This is a genomic window from Campylobacter sp. IFREMER_LSEM_CL292 (genome assembly GCF_025771615.1).
Lineage (GTDB): Bacteria > Campylobacterota > Campylobacteria > Campylobacterales > Campylobacteraceae > Campylobacter_D > Campylobacter_D lari_D.
The window spans coordinates 1-20,035 of sequence record NZ_JAKMQP010000004.1 but is presented as its reverse complement, the minus strand read 5'-3'; the positions used below and the strand labels follow the sequence as shown (position 1 = coordinate 20,035).

The window sequence follows — 20,035 nt, the reverse complement described above, 5'->3', positions numbered from 1 at the left end:
TATTAAAGGCTATTTTTAAATTTTTGCAAATATCTATAGACGCTAGGTTCTGATATATTAAGTGACTTAGCAACTATAGGTATACTTCCTTTTATATTAAAAATTCCCTTTGAATGAAGCTTTTTAATAATCTCATCTTTTTGTTCAGTGCTTAAGCTATATCCTGAATTTAAATATTTTAAGTCTATGTTTTCAGCTAGAATATCTTCTATAGAATGACTAAGTGTTTCTATATTACTCACATTGTGTAAATTTACGTTGTTTTGATTGTGAATATCTAATAAATCACTAAAATCATTAATTTTTTCTAGTTCTATGATTTTACTAATAGCATTTCTAAGTTCTGTGGTGTCGTGATTTATACATAAAATTCCTACAATTTTATTTTGGTTTTTTATAAAAAAGGTTGATCCAGTAACGATCTTAGACTTTCCAACCTTTGCTTTGTAATCACATAAAAAATCTTTATTTAAATACTCTTTTTCTTGTACAAGCTCACTCGCAAAAGAGGTTAATGGAGAATTGATTGTCCTTCCGCTAATATGATTATTTGCAATGGCTGCTATATATGAACCCTCAGGTGAAATCACATGAAAAACTATTTCATACTGATCTCCAAGAACTTGCCCTAAAAATTGAGTGAGTTTGATAAATAATTCTTTTTGTTGTTCATCCATGATCTAGACCTTTTTGTTGTTTTTTGTTATTTTACAAAATATTTTCATCAAAGTTGTTAATATTTACAACAATAAAAAAAATTATTATTATGATAAAAAAATATTGACAATTTATTATTATGATGATAATATTATATTATGATTTTATTTAAACACAAGGAGTATACATGGCAAATTATCCAAAGGCTATAGGACCATATTCAGCTTATAGAGAAGCTAATGGTTTGTTATTTATTTCAGGACAACTTCCTATTAATCCACAAAGTGGAAACATAGAAAGTGAAGATGTAAAAGAACAAACAAGACAATCATTGTTAAATATCAAGGCTATATTAGAAGAAAATAATCTTTATTTTAATAATGTAGTTAAAACGACTTGCTTTTTAGCAAATATTGATGATTTTTTGGCTTTCAATGAGGTTTATTCTGAATTTTTCGCAGCTCCATATCCTGCAAGAAGTGCTTTTGCGGTAAAAGATCTTCCTAAAGGAGCAAAAGTGGAGATAGAGGTTATTGCTCATAAAGGATAGAGCATGTTGGGTTTATTTTTTGCAGGATGTTCTGTATTTTTACTTGTTTTTATGCTCTATAAAAAAATCAACGCCCACATGGCGTTGCTTTTAAGTGGTTTATTCTTGTTAGCTTTAGCAGGAATTTTTGGACTTTCTCCAATTATTAATGAAAAACAATCTTTACATTTAGGTCTTTTTGATATTTTTCAAGTAGTAAATACTAAAATGTCAAGTACTCTAGCAGGTCTTGGACTTACTTTAATGTGTATAGCAGGATTTTCTGCTTATATGGATCATGTAGGTGCAAGTTATGCTTTATTTAAAGTATTTGAAAGACCTTTAAAAGCTGTGAAATCACCTTATGTTTTATTGTTGGTTTCATATTTTGTGATCCAGTTTTTAGTGCTTTTTATACCTTCACATGCAGGTTTAGCACTTTTGCTTATGGTTACAATGTACCCTATTTTAGTGCGTTCAGGTGTTTCTAAGCTTTCTGCGCTTTCGATTATTGCTATTTGTCAATACATTGACCATGGTCCAGGAAGTGGTAATGTAATTTTAGCTGCAAAAACAGCTGAAATTGATCCTGCGGTATATTTTGTGCATTATCAGCTTCCTACAACTGTGCCTATTATTATAGCAGTGGGTATTGCGATTTATTTTTGCTCAAAATATTTTGATAAAAAAGAAAATTTCACATTTAACCGTGATGATGTTGAAAAAGAATTAGCAGAACATGATGGCAAAAGTGAAGAGCTTAAAAAACCACCTAGAATTTATGCGATTTTACCTATTATACCTTTAGTGTTAATTTTGGGCTTTAGTAGTGTTTTAGATAGCATTATGGTGTTAACGGGATTTACTACCATGGAAGAAGTTAAAGCAGCTTCATCTACTGCAATTAGAATGAATGTACCGGTTGCTATGATGATTTCAACTTTTATAGCAATTATTTTTGAAATCATTCGTTATAAAAGTTTAATTGATACTTTAAATTCTATCATGGTATTTTTCAAAGGTATGGGACATTTGTTTGTAATCACGGTTTCTTTGATCGTTTGTGGCCAAGTTTTTGCAAGTGGCCTTTTATCGGTTGGTTTTGTAGATACTTTAATAGACTTTGCAAAAGATGCAGGTTTTGGAGTGCTTGCTATCATCATAGCAGTTTCTATTTTACTTGCTGTGTGCGCATTTTTAATGGGTTCAGGAAATGCAGCATTTTTTTCTTTTGCACCACTCATTCCAAATATAGCAAAATCTTTTGGAGTTGAAACTATAACTATGATAGCACCTATCCAAATCATGACAGGTTTTGGTAGATGTGTTTCACCTATTGCACCAGCTATTTTGGCAATTTCAGCTATGGCTAAAGTAAATCCATTGCAAGTTGTAAAAAGAACAGCTATTCCTATGCTTGTAGCTGCTATTGTTAATGTGATTATGACTTATGTTTATTTGTAAAAAGGACTTAAAATGAATAATAAAACTAAATTAATCCACCTAGGAAGAGGCGATCAAAACGCTGAAGCAAGATCAGTTAATCCAACCTTAATGCGTGCATCAACCATACTTTTTAAAGATCATGCTACTTGGCAAAAATACCGCGAGCTAAGAAAAAATGAGCGTGTTTTAAGTTATGGTGCTAGAGGAACAGCTACAAATTTTGAACTTGAAAAACTTATTTGTGAGCTTGAGGGTGGTTATAGAGCACAACTTTTCCCAACAGGGCTTGCAGCATTAGCTATGGTGCTTTTAAATTATGCTAGTAAAGATGCTCATTTTTTAATCACTGATGCTATTTATGGACCTGTTAGAACAATTTGTGATTTATTTTTAACTAAAATGGGCGTAGAAATTGACTTTCTAAAAGCTGATGCTTCTGATGTAGAGGAAAAAATCAAACCAAATACAAAATTAATCCTTTGTGAAAGTCCAGGTTCTATACTTTATGAAATCATAGACTTACCAAAACTTTGCGAAATTGCGCACAAACATAACATACCAGTAGCGATTGATAATACTTATTCAAGTGGGTATTTTTTAAACCCGCTTGAGCTTGGAGTGGATATTTCAGTAATTGCAGCGACTAAGTACTTAAGTGGGCATTCAGATGTTACTATGGGTATAGTGGTAATTAATGAAAAAGAATGGAAAAATTTTGACAAATTGCCAGAAGCTTTAGGATTTACTACAAGTCCTGATGATGCTTATTTAGTGCTTCGTGGTATGAGAACTTTAGATGTAAGAATGAGGGCTCATGAAAAAAGTGCAGATGAGGTAGTAGAGTTTTTACAAAGTAGAAAAGAAGTTAAAACAATTTTTTATCCAAAATTAAAAACTCATCCAAACCATGAAGTTTTTATGCGTGATCATAAAGGCACTAATGGTATGGTAACAATTGAATTTGCAGATGGTATTTCTAAAGAACAAGCCGTTAAATTTGTAGATAATTTAGAGTATTTTTCAATCGGTGCAAGTTGGGGTGGATATGAGAGTTTAGCTACTGTTACTACTCCGCCAAGAACGGCAACAGATTGGAGCACTAGAGGTCCTTTTGTAAGATTTCATATAGGTCTTGAAGATAGTAAGGATTTGATTGCTGATTTAAAACAAGCATTTGAAAAAATAAATTTTAAAGGATAAAACATGGGTGTGAGTGTATTTGATATGAGGTTGCTTCAAGATTCTTGGAGCACCCCTGCAATGAGAGCTATTTTTAGTGAAGAAAATAGAATTCAAAAATGGCTTGATGTAGAAGCTGCTTTGGCAAAAGCTCAAGCAAAACTTGGCATTATCCCTAATGAGGCAGCTACAGAAATAGCTAAAAAAGCGCATTATAAATTTATGGATATGGATTTTATTTTTGCTGAGTTTAAAAAGACTAAACACCCTTTAGTGCCTACTGTTAGAGGTTTGGAAAAAGCTTGTGAAAATGGTCTTGGCGAATATGTGCATTTTGGTGTAACAACACAAGATATCATTGACACAGGCATAGTTTTACAATTTAAAGAAGCTATGGCTTTAATCAAACAAGATTTAAAAGATATAGCTAAAAATTTAGCAAAAATCGCAAAAGAGCATAAGAACACTGCAATGATGGGAAGAACCTTAGCTTTACAAGCTTTACCTATAACTTTTGGACACAAAGTTGCAATTTGGCTAAGTGAGCTTAATCGTCACTATGAAAGAATTATCGAACTTGAAAAAAGATTATATGTAGGATTAATCGTAGGTGCAGTGGGAACTAAAGCAAGCTTAAGTGACAAGGCTAATGAAGTAGAAAAACTTACTTTAGAAAGCTTAGGTTTAGAAGTTCCTGACATCTCATGGCAACCAGCAAGAGATCGTTTTATTGAGCTTGGTTATGTTTTAGGTAATATCAACGCAACCTTTAACAAAATAGCACATCAACTTTTAATTTTAGCTCATAATGAAATCGATGAAATTGCTGAGCCTTTTGGAAAAGGTCAAGTAGGAAGCTCTACTATGCCTCATAAAAGAAATCCTGCAGTAAGTGAAAACGCAGTGACTGTAAGTAATGCTCTAAGAGCTAATATTGCAATTTTAAGCGATATAGAAAGACATGAGCATGAAAGAGATGGCCAAGTTTGGAAAATGGAATGGAAGCTTTTACCAGAAGCGTTTTTAATGCTTTCAGTGGTATTAGCAAATATGAAATTTGTCTTTGATGATTTAGAAGTTAAAAAAGACAAAATGTTAAAAAATCTTGATACGCTTAATGGCTTTGTATTAGCAGAGCGCGTGATGTTTGCTTTGAGTGATCATTATGGTAAGCAACATGCACATGAAATTGTTTATGAGAATGCCATGAGAGGTATAGAAAATCATAAAACTTTTAAAGTTGTTTTACTTGAAGATGAGCGTGTGAGTAAGGTTTTAAGTGAAAAAGATATTGATGTTTTAATGGATGCTACAACTTATGTAGGTTATGCACCAAAATTAGTTGATGAGTTCTTAGAAAAAATCGCTAATGCACCAATTCTAAAGTAGGAAAAAATGTATTTAAGTGAAAAACTAGCCGAATTTATCGTAAATTTAGACTATGAAGCTATTCCTAGTGAAGTAAAACAAAGAGCAAAAGAGCTTATGCTTGATGCACTAGGAACAGCCCTAGCTGCTAAAAATGAAGCTTGTGTTTTAAATGCAACTAAGGCTTTTGAAGCTTTAAGCGTAAATCCTAGTGAAAAAATTTGGAGTGGGGATAAAAAGCTTGATGTAATTTATGCTGCGATGGTAAATGCTATTGCAGCGCATGCCCTTGATTTTGATGATACTCATACTGAAGCTATTTTGCACGCTAGTGCTATTTTAACCCCGCTTTGTTTAACTTATGGATTTAGTGTAAGTAAAGATGGAAAGAAAGTTTTAAAAGCCTTTATTGTTGGTTGGGAAATTGCTGCTAGAGTGGGTATAGCAAGTAAAGGAAGTTTTCATAAGCGTGGCTTTCATACTACAGCTATAGCAGGAATTTTTGGTAGTGTGGCTGCAAGTTGTGTTTTACTTGATTTAAACAAAGATCAAATTATCAATGCACTAGGTTTAGCAGGAAGTTTTGCAAGTGGGGTAAATGAGTTTTTATCTAATGGATCTAATTCTAAAGTTTTACACATAGCTAATGCTTTGAAAAATGGAATTTTGGTAGCAAATTTCGCAAAAGCTAATATGAGTGGTCCTTTGAGTATATTTGAAGGAAGGGATAATGTCTTTAGAACTTTTGGCTTAGAAGATGAATGTGATAAAAATGAACTTTGTAAGGGGTTGAATGAAATTTGGCAAGTAATGCAAGTTTCGTTAAAACCTTATCCAAGTTGTCATTTTGCACATGGGCTTATTGATTGTGCTATGAGTTTAAGAAATGATGGCTTAAAAGCGCAAGATATCAAAAGTTTGCATTGCTTTGTAGATGAAGTGCCAATTTCATTTATCTGTGATCCAATAGAAGCAAAATACACTCCACAAAGTGCTTATGCGGCCAAATTTTCCATGCCTTTTTTAATGGCCTTGGCATTTTTTGATGGCAAAATTACTTTAAAATCTTATGAAAATTTAAATAGAGCTGAACTAATAGAATTTGCTAAAAAAATTAGCTATGAGAAGAAAAAATCTAGCGGTTTCCCTAAATACTTTCCAGGACATTTAGAAGCTGTTTTAAATGATGGAAGAGTAATTAAAAAAGATGTGTTTATAAATAAAGGAAATTTTGATAATCCTTTAAGTTTTGATGAATTAAAAGATAAATTTCTTTCTAATGCTAGCATAGCACTTTCTTTAGAAAAGGCTGAGGAATTAGTCAAAAAGCTTCAAAATTTAGAAAATCTAAATGATTTTGATTTCTAGCAATCTCATTTTTTGAGATTGCTTATTATTTTAAAAAATAAATAATTGAATTTTTTATATAATGTCTTATCTTAGTTTTTGTAAGGAAAAACATGACTTTAGATACATTAAAAGACAATGAAGAAGCCTTTATAGTAGGCTTTGAAGCAGATAAACAACTCCAAGCAAGACTTTTTAGTTTTGGTTTTGCAAAAAACAAAAAAGTTAAAAAAATTCGCTCTTCTATAGCAAATTCTACTATTATGGTAGAACTTGATACAACTTGCGTGATTTTACGCTCAAGTGAAGCAAAAATAATACAAATTTCAAAAGAGTTTTAATGAAAGAAATCATCGTTGCTTTAGTAGGTCAGCCAAATGTTGGTAAAAGTTTATTAATTAACGCACTTTGTAAAGCTAATATGAAAGTTGGAAATTTTAGCGGTGTTACGGTTGAAAAGGCTGAGGCTAGATTAATTTATAAAAATTATGAGTTTAAATTTATAGATTTACCAGGAACTTATGCATTAGATGGTTATAGCGAAGAAGAAAAAATTACAAAAGATTTTTTAAAAAAGGGTAAATTTGATCTTGTAGTAAATGTGCTTGATTCTACAAATTTAGAGCGTAATTTGATTTTAAGCGCATCTTTAATAGAAGCTAAAATCAAAATGATTATGGCTTTAAATATGCAAGATGAAGCTAAAAATGAAGGTTTTAGTATAGATTTTAAAATTTTATCTCAACTTCTAAATACACCTTGTCTTGGCGTGTGCGCTAAAACTAAAGAAAATCTAAATGCACTTTTGGATTTAATCATTTCAACCCATGAAGCTAAATTTGAAGCTAAAGAGCGTGTTTATAGCGATATCATAGAAGAAGAACTTGCAAAAATAAGTGAATTTTTAAATCAAAATGAAATTACTTATTTAGATTTTTCTACAAAAGATTTAGCGATAGCTTTGCTTAAAAATGAAGTTAATATAGTCATTTCGCACGCTTTGAGAAGAATACTTGATGAAGCTTTAGAAAAAATTTATATGGCATATCATAACAAAGATATGGAAAGTATTTTTAAAGAAGAGCTGATTGCTTTTGCAAATGGTATATGTGTTAAGGTTTTAAGCAAGAGTGTTAAGTATAAAAATCATACCAAAGAAATAGATTCTATTTTAATTAATAAATTTTTAGGAATTCCTATATTTTTGTTTTTTATGTGGGCTTTATTTCAACTAACCTTTACTTTAGGGCAAATTCCTATGGATTATATAGAAATGTTTTTTGCTAATTTAGGTGATATGGTAAAAAATAATATTAGCAATGAATTTATCGCTTCAGCTTTAGCTGATGGTGTTTTAGGTGGGGTTGGTGCGGTTATAACTTTTTTACCAAATATTATGATTTTATTTTTTGGTATAGCCTTGCTTGAAACAACTGGATATATGGCTAGGGTTGCATTTTTATTAGATGGAATTTTATACAAATTTGGCTTACATGGTAAAAGTTTTATCCCTTTAATCACGGGTTTTGGCTGTTCAGTACCTGCATTTATGGCTACAAGAACTTTAAAAAATAAAAAAGATAGACTATTAACTCTTTTTATTATTAATTTTATGAGTTGTGGCGCAAGACTTCCTGTATATGTGCTTTTTGTTGGAGTGTTTTTTCCTGCTGATGTGGCGGGAAATTATCTTTTTGGGATTTATCTTTTGGGTGCGTTTTTGGGTTTGATTGCAGCTAAGATTTTAAGAATGAGCGCTTTTAGAGGACAAGATGAACCTTTTGTAATGGAAATGCCAAAATATAGAATGCCAAATTGGAATTTGGTATGGTTTATGGTGTTTAACAAAGCCAAAATGTATTTAAAAAAAGCAGGAACATTTATTTTGATAGCTTCTTTGCTTATTTGGTTTGCGAGTAATTTTCCTGCACAAGAAAATAATACTCAAGATGCTTTAACTCAAGAGCTTCAGATAGAAAATAGTTATCTTGGACAATTTGGCAAAGCAATAGAGCCTATTTTTACACCACTTGGCTTTGATTGGAAACTTAGTGTATCTTTGGTAAGTGGTTTAGCGGCTAAAGAAGTGATGATTTCTACTATGGGTGTGCTTTATTCTTTAGGTGATGAAGTTGATGAGACAAGTTTAAATTTACAAGAAGCCATAAAAGAAAACATCCCTTTTAGCACAGCAGTTGCTTTTATACTTTTTGTTATGATTTATAATCCTTGTTTTGCAGCAACTATAGTTTTTGCTAAAGAAGCGGGAAATAAAAAATATGCATGGTATCTTTTTATATTTACATCTTTATGTGCGTATTTGATCGCTTTTGTAGGGATTAATATTACTAAATTGATAATTTAATCATCTTTATGATGATTAAATTTCCATTTTTTGCTCTAAAGAGTGTTGCCAAAAGGCCGTTTCAAGTCTTATAGTAGTATAAAAAATTTCGTTTAATTTTTTAAATTTTTCTTCACTAATGCTATTTGCATAAGAATTAAAAAAGTCTTTAAATTCTTTAATTTCATCTTGAAATTCTTTACCTGCATAGGTTAAAATCCACTCTTTGTAAGGATGATTTTCTAAGCTTTTTTCATTAAGTCCTTTATAAATTTCTTCCCCTATATATGCATAACCTATAGCACAAGCACTCAAAGCACACAGCATATCCAAATAATCTCCATTTTGTCCCACACTTAGTAAGTATCTTGTATAAGCAATATTAGTTAAACTTTCATCTTTATAGTCAAGTTTTTCTACATCAATGCCTAGTTTTAAAATACTTCTGTGAAGTTCCAATTCTCCTTCTAAAGTGTAGTTTTGATTTTTAATAGCAAATTGAATTTCTTTAGCGTTATTTGCATTTAAAGCAAGCAAAGCATAGCATTTTGCATAATTATTTAAAAAGATATAATCTTGTTTAAGATAAAACAAAAATGTATCTTTTTCTAAAGTACCATTTTGAAGTTTTTTTACAAATTCATGATAGATGTATTGATCCCAAGTTTTTTTATTTTCTTTTATAAGTTTATCCAAAAGCATTAATTTCCTTTGTTAAAAATTAAGCTTTTATTTAAACACAGATAATTAAATTTTTCGTAATAATCTTTAATTTTTAACTTTTTAAACAAGAAATTTATTTTTTTATTGTAAAATGTGGTTTAATTTTTTAAACTAGGAGATAAAAATGGCAATTTTTGATGATGTAAAAAAAGTAGTTGTTGAGCAACTTAGTGTTGATGAAGATGCAGTTAAAATGGAATCTAAAATCATTGAAGATTTAGGTGCAGATTCTTTAGATGTTGTTGAATTAGTTATGGCTTTAGAAGAAAAATTTGATGTAGAAATTCCAGACAGTGATGCTGAAAAACTAGTAAAAATCGAAGATGTTGTTAATTATATAGAAAATCTTCAAAAATAATTTTAATTTTTAATAAGGAGTGCGGTTTGAAACGCGTTGTAGTAACAGGTATAGGAATGATCAATGCACTTGGCTTAGACAAAGATAGCTCATTTAAAGCAATTTGTGATGGTAAAAGTGGCGTTGATAAAATCACTCTTTTTGATACCACTGATTTTCCAGTGCAAATTGCTGCTGAAGTAAAAAATTTTGATCCTTTAAGTGTTTGTGATGCTAAAGAGGTTAAAAAAATAGATCGTTTTATACAACTTGGTATTAAAGCAGCAAGAGAAGCTATGGAAGATGCTAAATTTGATGAAACTTTAAACAAAGAAGAATTTGGTGTAGTTTCAGCAGCTGGTATAGGTGGTTTACCAAATATAGAAAAAAATTCTGTTACTTGCGCACAGCGTGGACCACGTAAAATTACTCCTTTTTTCATACCATCAGCTTTAGTTAATATGCTTGGTGGGATTATTTCAATTGAGCATGGATTACAAGGACCAAATATCTCATGCGTAACTGCTTGTGCAGCAGGAACTCATGCTATAGGTGAAGCATATAAAAGCATAGCTTTAGGCAATGCGGATAAAATGCTTGTAGTGGGAGCTGAAGCAGCTATTTGTGCTGTAGGTATAGGTGGCTTTGCTGCTATGAAAGCTCTTTCTACTAGAAATGATGATCCAGCTAAGGCTTCAAGACCATTTGATAAAGAAAGAGATGGTTTTGTAATGGGTGAGGGTGCTGGTGCTTTAGTGTTTGAAGAGTATGAGGCTGCTAAAAAGCGTGGAGCTAAAATTTATGCTGAGTTGGTAGGTTTTGGCGAAAGTGCGGACGCACATCATATCACTTCACCTACTTTAGAAGGGCCATTGCGTGCTATGAAAAAAGCCTTAAAAATGGCAGGAAATCCAAAAGTAGATTATATTAATGCACACGGAACTTCTACTCCAGTAAATGATAAAAATGAAACAGCAGCTATTAAAGAACTTTTTAAAGATCAAATTCCTTTAGTTAGTTCTACAAAAGGTCAAACAGGACATTGTTTAGGTGCTGCTGGTGCTATTGAAGCTGTTATTTCTTTAATGGCACTTGATCAAGGTGTATTACCGCCAACTATCAATCAAATCGTTGCAGATGAAAATTGCGATCTTGACTATATACCAAATACTGCAAGAAAAAACGAAGTTAATGTTGTAATGAGCAATTCTTTTGGTTTTGGTGGAACAAATGGTTGTGTGATTTTCAAAAAAGTAGATTAATATGGCTTCTTATTTAGATTTTGAAAAAAATATTCAGCAAATTGATGAAGATTTAGCAAATGCTAAAATCAAAGGTGATGATGAAGCAGTAAAAATTTTAGAAAAAAACCTTGAAAAAGAAACTCAAAAAGTTTATAAAAATTTAAGCGATTACCAACGCTTACAGCTTGCAAGACATCCTGATCGTCCTTATGCGCTTGATTATATTCAAGCTATACTAAGCGATGCTTATGAAATTCATGGCGATCGTGCTTTTAGAGATGATCCTGCTATTGTGTGTTATGCAGGCTATATAGGTGGTAAAAAAGTTATTGTTATAGGTGAGCAAAAAGGTAGAGGTACTAAAGATAAACTTCATAGAAATTTTGGTATGCCTCATCCTGAAGGTTATAGAAAAGCTCTAAGAGTAGCAAAAATGGCTGAAAAATTTGACATACCGGTGTTATTTTTAGTGGATACTCCGGGTGCTTACCCAGGAGTGGGTGCTGAAGAGCGTGGTCAAAGCGAGGCTATAGCTAGAAATTTATATGAGTTAAGCGCCCTTAAAACAATCACTATAGCAGTAGTTATAGGCGAAGGTGGAAGTGGTGGTGCTTTGGCTATAGGAGTAGCTGATAAACTTGCTATGATGAAAAATTCAGTTTTTTCTGTGATTTCACCTGAGGGTTGTGCTGCTATTTTATGGAATGATCCATCAAAAAGTGAAGCTGCTACTAAGGCGATGAAAGTAACTGCTGATGATTTAAAAACTCAAGGTTTAATAGATGATGTTATCGAAGAGCCAATGAGTGGAGCTCATAGAGATAAAGAAAACGCGATTAAAAATTTAAGTGATTATGTCTTAAAAGCTATAGAAGAGTTAGAACAATACGATAAACGCGAATTAGCTGCATTAAGAATGCAAAAAATCTTTAAATTTGGAGCTTTTGCTGAATGATTTGCATTTTTATGCAAATTTCAACTTTTTTTAAAAAAACTATTGTATAATTACAACTTCAATTCAGTGGTTGGATAGCTCAGTCGGTAGAGCAGCAGACTGAAAATCTGCGTGTCGGCAGTTCGATTCTGCCTCTAACCACCATCTTTATTTTCTATTATAAAAATCATCTAATTTTTGAAGTTCATTTTCGTTAAACCCTGCTTGTATTCTAGCTGTTTTGTTATATACTTTTCCTAAAAGATTAAATTCTTTATATTTGGCACAAAGATCAAGGTAATCGTCATTTTCATTTTTTGCATAATTCCACCAAAAATCTCCTTTATTTACATGTTTAATCTCATCATTTAATATAATGGTGAAAATTTCACTAAATAAACTTTTTATAGGATGATTAGTTGTGTTTAATTTTTCTAAGACAAAAGGATTGGCATCAAGTCCTTTTGCTTCAAGTCCTCTATGTACTATGCCCATTCTATGAGCAAGATTATCTTTGGTTAAAAATAAGGCTTTTTCAAGATTATCATGAGCATAGAAATTTCCATATTTAAAACCAAGTTCATTTAAAGTTTTTTCTAAAAGTAAAAAATGCTTAATTTCCTCATCAGCTACTTCAAGCCAATCTTGATAAAATTTCAATGGCAAATTTTTAAATCTATAACTAGCATCTAAGGCCAAATTTATAGCACTATATTCTATATGAGCGACTGAATGTAATATTTTAGCTAAAGATAAAGTACTATTTGCTTCTTTTGGACGCCTTATTTTCATAGGATGAAGGATTTTAACTTGTGAGTTTTCACAAATGATCGCTTCATGGGAATGATTAAAATCATATAAATTAGCTTTAAAATTTTCATAAAATTCATTAAATAATTCAATCTTTTTGAAAATATCTTTATGATATAAAATTTTTTCTAATTCTTCAAAGAAATTTCTTTTCATTTTTAAACCTTGTTAAATATTATATAAGATAAAAAAGTATAATATAAAAATTTTGAAAATTTAAAAAGGTTTGCTAAAAATATGTTTAATGTCATACATGCTCTTTTTTTTAGAGAGTTAAAGACAAGATTTGGTATTAATAAATATTTGGGCTATTTTTGGGTAATCGGAGAGCCTATGATGGTAGTTTTGGTAATCACTTCTATTATAACAGCTATTAGAGAATTTCATCATCAAATCATGCCTGAAGGTGTTTCTATCTTTTTGTTTTTAGCAGTAGGAATTATACCTTTTTTTATGTTTAGAAGTATTATTACTCAGCTTTTAAATGGCATAGGTGCTAATCTAGCTCTTTTTGCTTATAAACCTATTCGTCCCATACATGTTTTTATTGCAAGAGCACTGCTTGAGTTTTGTATTTATTTTACTATTTTTATTTGTGTAATGTTTTTAGCAGGTTGGTTTTTGCATATGCAAGTTATACCTAAGCATTTTTTAGAAGTGATGTTTTCGCTTTTTTTGCTTGTAATATTTGGCTTTGCTATGGGGATGTGTTTTGCTATAGCAGGACATTTTGCAGAACCTTTAAAAATGGCATTGGGTTATTTAAATACTGTTTTATATTGGACTTCTTTGGTGGTATTTCCTGTTTGGATAGTTCCAAAACCTATTTTAGACATTTTATATTACAATCCACTTTTACATATTATGGAGCTTTTAAAATATAATTTTTTTCAAAATTATCCATTGCTTGATGATTATAATTACTATTATCCTATTGCATGTTTAAGTGTGATTTTGTTTTTGGGATTGTTTTTTTATTATTTTACTAGAGAAAAGTTGATAGCGGTGCGATGATAAAATTAGTTAATTTAACAAAATCTTTTCCTTTACGCAATGGTGGAAGGCATTATGTTTTTAAAAACTTAAGTTTTGAGTTCCCTGAAAATTGCAGTATAGGTTTAATGGGACGCAATGGTGCTGGAAAATCAACCTTAATGAAACTTTTAAGCGGTTCCTTGCTTCCTGATAGAGGTAGGATTATCACTAATAAAAAATTATCTTGGCCTCTAGGCTTAGCAGGTGCGTTTCAACATAGACTTTCAGCAAGAGATAATGCACGCTTTGTAGCTAGAGTATATGGTTACAAAGGAAAGGCTTTAGAAGAAAAGATTAAATTTGTGGAAGATTTTGCTGAGCTTGGTAAATTTTTTGATGAGCCTATGAATACTTATTCAGCAGGTATGAGTGCTAGAATATCTTTTGGCTTAAGTATGGCTTTTGATTTTGATTATTATTTAATTGATGAAGCAGGTGCTGTTGGAGATCCTAAATTTAGAGAAAAAAGCTCTAAAATCTATAAAGAAAAGCTAAGCCAGTCAAAAGTTATCATGGTTTCGCATAATGTAGCTGAAATTAAACAATGGTGTGATAAAATTATATTCATGCAAGATGGACAAGCTACTATATATGATGATGTAGATGAGGGTATAGCGGTGTATCAAGGAAAAATAAATGCAAAATGATTTATTAAAAAAGTTTAAAAATTTAAAGATACTTAATTCTTTTAAAATAGTATTGGTTTTAACAGCATTTGTTGTATTTTATTATATTTTTATAGCAGCAAATCGCTATGTGAGTGAAAGTGTTTTAAGTGTGAAATCAACCACAGGAGATAGCGGAGCTATTACTGGAATTGCCGCATTTTTGACTAATAATTCTTTTTCAAGCGAGGACATTAATTATTTAAAATCTTATATTCATTCTTTAGATATGTTAAATATCTTAGAAGAAAAAGTTCAAATTCGTGAGTTATATCAAAAACAAAAACTTGATTTTTTTTATAGTATTTCCTCATCAGCCAATCAGGAAGAGTTTTTAAAGTATTATCAAAACCGTGTTAAAATTACTCAAGAAAACTCAGCTAATGGGCTTTTGCGTGTAGAAGTTGAAGGTTTTGATCCACAAAGTGCACATTTGATAGCTTTAACTATAGTTAAAGAAAGTGAAAAATTTATCAATGAAATTTCACACAAAGCCGCAAGAGATCAAATGCAATTTGCCGAAGAAGAACTTTTGCAGTTTAAAAAAAGATATCAAAAGGCTAAAGATGAGCTTTTAGCTTTTCAAAACAAATATGGAGTATTTGATCCACTCAAACAAGCAGAAGGCACTTTAAAACTCATAGCTGAACTTGAATCAAAAATAGCAGCCAAAGAAGCTGAGCTTTTAATGATGCAAAGTTATATAAACGATAATGCACCACAAATTGTTACTATAAAAAGTGAAATCACAGCCTTAAAAAAACAACTTCAAAAAGAAAAATCCAAAGTTTCATCGCCAAAATCCTCTCAAAAACTCAACGATCTTGCAGCTAAATTTCAAGATCTAACCATAGAAGCAGGTTTTGCAGAAAGTGCTTACACAGCTGCATTAAAAGCTTATGAGAGTGCTAGGATAGAAGCTTTAAGAAAGATAAAGCAGGTGGTTATAGTTCAAAGTCCAAGTTTACCTCAAAGTGCTAAATATCCAGAAACTTTGTATAATATTCTCACGGCTTTTATGATTTTATCTTTGATTTATGGAATTGTTAAATTTATTAAAATGATTATAGAGGAGCATAGATACTAATGAAAAAGATATTTTTATTTTTACTTTTACCTTTGTTTTTATTTTCAGCGGTAGATGTTTCTCAAATCGCAAAAACACAAGCAGATAGTATAAAGCAAATTCAAGATAAAGAATTTTTACAAAGTGATTTAAATAAAACAGCAATTATAAATGCTAAAGTATTTGGTGCACATTTGTTTAATGGAAACTTTACTAAATTTACCCAACATGTTTATAATCCTGATTATAAACTAGCAGTAGGCGATAGGATTAATGTAAAAATTTGGGGTGCGGTAGAGTTTATACAAATCTTAACAGTAGATTCTCAAGGAAATATTTTCATACCAAAAGTAGGAGCTATTAATCTTTTGGGTGTGAAAAATAGTGCTTTAGTACAAGTTATTACAAAAGCTATTAATAAAATTTATAAAAGCAATGTCTATGTATATGCAGATATGGATATTTATCAAAATGTATCGGTATTTGTTACAGGAAATGTAAATCAACCAGGTCTTTATCAAGGACTAAGTTCAGATTCTATTATACAGTATTTAGATAAAGCACGCGGTATTAATCTAGAATATGGTAGCTTTAGAGATATTCAAATTTTAAGAGATAATAAAGTTATTAAAAAAGTAGACTTGTATGATTTTTTACTTAAGGGTCAGCTTGATCTTTTTCCTTTTAGAATGGGTGATGTGATTTTAGTGGGTAGTGTGCAAAAGTATGTTTTTGTAGAAGGAGATGTGCAAAAGCCCTTTAGATTTGAGTTAAGTAACGATATTTTAAATTTAGAAGATATAGCTAGAGTTGCAGGAGCTAAACCTATAGTAACTAATGCTGTGGTAAAAAGCTATAGAGATGATCATAAATTACATGTAGATGCGTATAGTAAAAAGCAGTTTTTAGGTGTGAGGTTATACAATGGTGATGAGATAGAGTTTAGACCTGATTATACTGCGCAAAATATTAGCATTAGCATAGAAGGTGAGCATAGTGGTTTGCACTCGGTGGTGATAAAAAAAGGCACAACTTTAGCTGAACTTGCTAAAATGATTACAGTTAATGATCAATCAAACATCAATGCCTTACAGGTTTTTAGAAAAAGTGTAGCAGCTACTCAAAAACAACTTATAGAAGCTCAGCTTAAAGAGCTTGAAACACTAGCTCTAACAAGTTCTTCGGTTAATGCTGAGCAAGCTAGCATTAGAGCCACTCAAGCTAAGACGATTTTAGAATTTATTGCGCGTGCAAAACAAGCTCAACCAAAAGGACAAATCGTTATAGACAATATCAAAGCGTATAATTCTATAGTATTAGAAGAAGGCGATGTAGTGAATGTGCCTAGTAAAAATAATCTTGTTTTAGTTCAAGGTGAAGTTTCTATACCGGGTGCATTTGTATATATGGACAAAGAAAAATTAAGATATTATATTAACCTAGCAGGTGGTTTTAGTGATAGAGCAGATATATCAAGAGTTTTAGTAATCAATGCTAATGGTAAAGCAACTAAATACAGTGGTAGAAGTTCAGCAGATATCAAAGCGGGAGATTCTATTTTAGTTTTACCAAAAGTAGATAGTCAAAATCTCCAAATTTTTAGCATGCTAACACAAATTTTATATCAAATAGCTATTGCAACTAATGTAGTATTGAAAATGTAGGAATTTAGATGAGCCAAATAGATGCGATTAAAATAGCCAAAGAAGTTTTTGAGATAGAATCAAAAACGATTTTAGATTTATGCGATAATTTAGATGAAGATTTTAATAAAGCCATTGAGTTGATTTTATCTATCAAAGGTAGATGTGTAATAAGTGGTATGGGTAAATCAGGCCATATAGGGGCTAAGATAGCTGCGACCTTGGCTAGCACAGGTACTCCAAGTTTTTTTATGCATCCGGGTGAAGCATTACATGGAGATCTTGGTATGCTTACAAGCGAGGATGTACTTTTGGCTATTTCAAATTCAGGAGAAACTGAAGAGGTTTTAAAACTTATACCTGTGATTAAAAAAAGAAAAATTCCTTTAATTGTTATGGCAGGAAATCAAAATTCTACTTTAGCTAAACAAGCAGATATTTTTATAAACATAGCAGTAAAAAAAGAAGCTTGCCCACTTCAGCTTGCTCCAACTTCTTCTACTACGGCCACTTTAGCTATGGGTGATGCTATAGCGGTAGCTTTGATGAGGGCAAGGAAATTTAGACCCGATGATTTTGCTTTATTTCATCCAGGAGGAAGCTTAGGTAGAAAGCTTTTGACTAGGGTGGGTGATTTGATGGTGTCAAATAATCTACCTATAGTCAGTCCTGAGAGTGAATTTAATGAGTTAGTTGATGTGATGACTAGTGGCAAGTTAGGACTTTGTGTAGTGCTTGAAAATGAGAAGCTAGTAGGGATCATCACAGATGGGGACTTAAGAAGAGCTTTAAGAGCAAACGGTAAGCCAAGATTTGATTTTAAAGCTAAAGAAATCATGAGTGAAAAACCTAAAACTATAGAAGCAAGTGCTATGGCAAGCGAGGCAGAAGAGCTTATGTTAAAACATAAAATCAAAGAAATAGTTGTCACTCAAGATGAAAAAATAGTAGGCATTATACAACTTTATGCGATAGGGAATGTGTGAAACTTTCTATTATTATACCTTTTGGTTTAAGCAAAGAAAGAATTTATATCAAAGATCGTGTTATTCAAAAAGCATGTGAGTTTAAAAGTGATGATAGGATTGAATATATATTTGTTGAAGGATATTCTTCTTTAGAAAATGATTTAAAATATATCATCGAAGAAAATGGACATATTTATCTTAAAGATGAAAGTCAAAAAGATTTTTTCTCCCAAGGAAAATGCCGCAACCTTGGTGCATCTTTTGCAAATTCAGATGTAGTGATGTTTTTAGATGTGGATTATTATTTATCACAGCAATCTTTAGAGTATATTTTAGATCTTATTAATGTTAAAGAAATAGCTTTAAAGGCAAATCATATTTTGTCTTTACCAGTTGTATTTTTAAATCAAAAGGGTAACGAGTTTATTTATACTCAAGATAAAAAATTATGGGATGGTTTGATAAAAAATGATTTAATTAGCGGAAAAAAAGAGTGGATCAAATTTTTTGCTCCAAGTTCTACTTCTAGTATAGTGATTAATAGGCATAAATTTTTAACACTTGGTGGAAATGATGAGCAATTTATAGGCCATGGATATGAGGATTTTGATCTTTTAGCAAGAATTTTATACTCTTGTATTGATTTAGAGCAAATACCAGCTAATTTAAACTATGATGCAAGAAATTGGAATTTTAAAAATTTTGAAGGATTTAGAGCATGGTTTGCTTTATTTGGATATGAAGCAAGTTTTCATGGGGTGTATTTATATCATTTTCATCATGATGAACCAAATCAAAATGGCTACATGGATAATAAACACAAAAATCATCAAAGATTTTATAATCATATATCAAATATTAAATCACATTCTATAAAGCATTTATGTGATAAAAGTGTTTATCAATATAATGTTTTATTTATTCATTCCAAGGAAACATTATATTCCATAAAAGAAATACTACCTTATATAGGCAATATTATATATATAAATGAAGATAATTTAATTTACAAAAGCCAAAAAGAACTCGAAGATATAATCACGAAAAAACAAATTCATAAAGTTTTGCTTTTAAATGAGTGCATTAAAAATAAAAATCTATTGGATTTTTTTCAAAAGCTAGATTTAGAGATTTTTTATTTTGAAAAAGGAATTTTACCCGAGTCATATTTGATAACTAGCAACAAAAATAAAATGTTAGAATTTGATAAAACTTTATATCAAGATGAAATAACACAAGCAAGATTGTATTTAAAAAGTTTATCAAAAGAAGACAATGATAAAATTCTAAATTTTATGGTAGAAAAAAATATAGATAAAAATGATTTAGATTTTTTTGTAAATTTTTTAATTAATGATTTATACTGTTTTGGTAAAAAAGAACAAGAAATTATAAAATTTTATAAGATAAATCTAGAAAATAAAAAAATATTTTTTAAAGATATTCAAAAAAGCAAATATAGTTTAAATTCTTTGATTTATAAGCCTTTTATATATGAGATTTCATCATTTTCATTTATAAAAATATTTAATAAATATATAGGCTTAAAGCTTGTGCAAACTAAAATTTCTCATACGAAATTTTATCGTTTATTTCAAAAATTTTTTTATAACCCAAAAGCGTTTTTTGATGATTCTAAATTTTTAAAAAAGTTTAAAAATGCAAATTAAAACCGTAGGCGTAGTAATCCCCATATACAATGTAGAAAAATATCTAAAAGAATGTTTAGATAGTGTAATT

The 20,035-nt window shown here is 30.6% G+C and carries 20 protein-coding genes and 1 tRNA gene; 18 read left to right on the top strand and 3 right to left on the bottom strand.

Annotated elements, in window-relative coordinates; genetic code table 11:
- Nucleotides 1–2: 2 nt before the first annotated feature.
- Nucleotides 3–677 (bottom strand): transcriptional regulator, encoded by a 675-nt coding sequence (locus L8T82_RS03450; protein WP_133319588.1) that lies wholly within the window; start codon nt 675–677, stop codon nt 3–5.
- Between the two features lie 167 nt (nt 678–844).
- Between L8T82_RS03450 and L8T82_RS03445 the strand changes: the two genes are divergently transcribed.
- From L8T82_RS03445 to feoB, 7 genes are all read left to right on the top strand, one after another.
- Entirely contained in the window at nt 845–1,207 is a 363-nt protein-coding gene (locus L8T82_RS03445; RefSeq protein ID WP_044598311.1) for a Rid family detoxifying hydrolase, read from the top strand.
- 3 nt (nt 1,208–1,210) lie between these two features.
- The gene (gene dcuC / locus L8T82_RS03440) at nt 1,211–2,650 is read left to right on the top strand and encodes a C4-dicarboxylate transporter DcuC (protein WP_133319587.1); all 1,440 of its coding nucleotides are present in this window, start codon (nt 1,211–1,213) and stop codon (nt 2,648–2,650) included.
- 12 nt (nt 2,651–2,662) lie between these two features.
- Nucleotides 2,663–3,832: a cystathionine beta-lyase gene (gene metC / locus L8T82_RS03435; RefSeq protein ID WP_263665765.1), complete on the top strand. Its 1,170-nt coding sequence runs from the start codon at nt 2,663–2,665 to the stop codon at nt 3,830–3,832.
- A 3-nt stretch (nt 3,833–3,835) separates the two neighbouring features.
- Entirely contained in the window at nt 3,836–5,200 is a 1,365-nt protein-coding gene (gene purB / locus L8T82_RS03430; RefSeq protein WP_220566812.1) for an adenylosuccinate lyase, read from the top strand.
- 6 nt (nt 5,201–5,206) lie between these two features.
- A complete protein-coding gene (locus tag L8T82_RS03425; protein WP_263725870.1) occupies nt 5,207–6,547 on the top strand; it encodes an MmgE/PrpD family protein in 1,341 nt (446 codons plus the stop codon).
- Nucleotides 6,548–6,639: 92 nt separating this feature from the next.
- Nucleotides 6,640–6,867, top strand: a complete 228-nt coding sequence (locus L8T82_RS03420; protein ID WP_039627920.1) for a FeoA family protein — start codon at nt 6,640–6,642, stop codon at nt 6,865–6,867.
- The gene (feoB, locus tag L8T82_RS03415) at nt 6,867–8,891 is read left to right on the top strand and encodes a ferrous iron transport protein B (RefSeq protein WP_263725869.1); all 2,025 of its coding nucleotides are present in this window, start codon (nt 6,867–6,869) and stop codon (nt 8,889–8,891) included. Before L8T82_RS03420 ends, feoB begins: the two co-directional genes overlap by 1 nt.
- Before the next feature lie 15 nt (nt 8,892–8,906).
- On the opposite strand, the gene tenA is transcribed toward feoB, so the two are convergent.
- Complete coding sequence (gene tenA / locus L8T82_RS03410; RefSeq protein WP_263725868.1) at nt 8,907–9,572, bottom strand: thiaminase II; 666 nt, start codon at nt 9,570–9,572, stop codon at nt 8,907–8,909.
- 145 nt (nt 9,573–9,717) lie between these two features.
- On the opposite strand from tenA, the gene acpP reads away from it, so the two are divergent.
- The 4 genes from acpP to L8T82_RS03390 all read left to right on the top strand — a co-directional run bounded on the left by acpP (nt 9,718) and on the right by L8T82_RS03390 (nt 12,273).
- Nucleotides 9,718–9,951, top strand: a complete 234-nt coding sequence (acpP, locus tag L8T82_RS03405; RefSeq protein ID WP_039617517.1) for an acyl carrier protein — start codon at nt 9,718–9,720, stop codon at nt 9,949–9,951.
- 26 nt (nt 9,952–9,977) lie between these two features.
- On the top strand, nt 9,978–11,192 hold the full coding sequence (locus L8T82_RS03400; protein WP_263664799.1) for a beta-ketoacyl-ACP synthase II: 1,215 nt from the start codon (nt 9,978–9,980) through the stop codon (nt 11,190–11,192).
- Nucleotide 11,193: 1 nt separating this feature from the next.
- Complete coding sequence (locus tag L8T82_RS03395) at nt 11,194–12,129, top strand: acetyl-CoA carboxylase carboxyltransferase subunit alpha (RefSeq protein WP_173787044.1); 936 nt, start codon at nt 11,194–11,196, stop codon at nt 12,127–12,129.
- Nucleotides 12,130–12,197: 68 nt separating this feature from the next.
- Nucleotides 12,198–12,273, top strand: a tRNA-Phe gene (locus L8T82_RS03390).
- A gap of 3 nt (nt 12,274–12,276) precedes the next feature.
- Here L8T82_RS03390 and L8T82_RS03385 read toward each other — a convergent pair.
- The gene (locus tag L8T82_RS03385) at nt 12,277–13,074 is read right to left on the bottom strand and encodes a ferritin-like domain-containing protein (protein WP_263681017.1); all 798 of its coding nucleotides are present in this window, start codon (nt 13,072–13,074) and stop codon (nt 12,277–12,279) included.
- 81 nt (nt 13,075–13,155) lie between these two features.
- Here L8T82_RS03385 and L8T82_RS03380 point away from each other — a divergent pair, with 81 nt between their 5' ends.
- The 7 genes from L8T82_RS03380 to L8T82_RS03350 all read left to right on the top strand — a co-directional run.
- Complete coding sequence (locus L8T82_RS03380) at nt 13,156–13,932, top strand: ABC transporter permease (protein WP_263725867.1); 777 nt, start codon at nt 13,156–13,158, stop codon at nt 13,930–13,932.
- Complete coding sequence (locus tag L8T82_RS03375) at nt 13,929–14,600, top strand: ABC transporter ATP-binding protein (protein WP_257403809.1); 672 nt, start codon at nt 13,929–13,931, stop codon at nt 14,598–14,600. The genes L8T82_RS03380 and L8T82_RS03375 overlap by 4 nt, the downstream gene beginning before the upstream one ends.
- Complete coding sequence (locus L8T82_RS03370) at nt 14,590–15,705, top strand: capsule biosynthesis protein (protein WP_263725866.1); 1,116 nt, start codon at nt 14,590–14,592, stop codon at nt 15,703–15,705. Before L8T82_RS03375 ends, L8T82_RS03370 begins: the two co-directional genes overlap by 11 nt.
- The gene (locus tag L8T82_RS03365) at nt 15,705–17,348 is read left to right on the top strand and encodes a polysaccharide biosynthesis/export family protein (protein ID WP_263725865.1); all 1,644 of its coding nucleotides are present in this window, start codon (nt 15,705–15,707) and stop codon (nt 17,346–17,348) included. The genes L8T82_RS03370 and L8T82_RS03365 overlap by 1 nt, the downstream gene beginning before the upstream one ends.
- A gap of 8 nt (nt 17,349–17,356) precedes the next feature.
- Nucleotides 17,357–18,313 carry a KpsF/GutQ family sugar-phosphate isomerase gene (locus tag L8T82_RS03360; protein WP_412175064.1) on the top strand — a complete coding sequence of 319 codons (957 nt, stop codon included), beginning with the start codon at nt 17,357–17,359 and terminating at the stop codon, nt 18,311–18,313.
- Nucleotides 18,310–19,965, top strand: a complete 1,656-nt coding sequence (locus tag L8T82_RS03355; protein WP_263725864.1) for a galactosyltransferase-related protein — start codon at nt 18,310–18,312, stop codon at nt 19,963–19,965. Before L8T82_RS03360 ends, L8T82_RS03355 begins: the two co-directional genes overlap by 4 nt.
- The coding region (locus L8T82_RS03350) for a glycosyltransferase family A protein (protein WP_141082294.1) at nt 19,961–20,035 on the top strand (75 nt) is incomplete at its 3' end. The genes L8T82_RS03355 and L8T82_RS03350, both read left to right, overlap by 5 nt.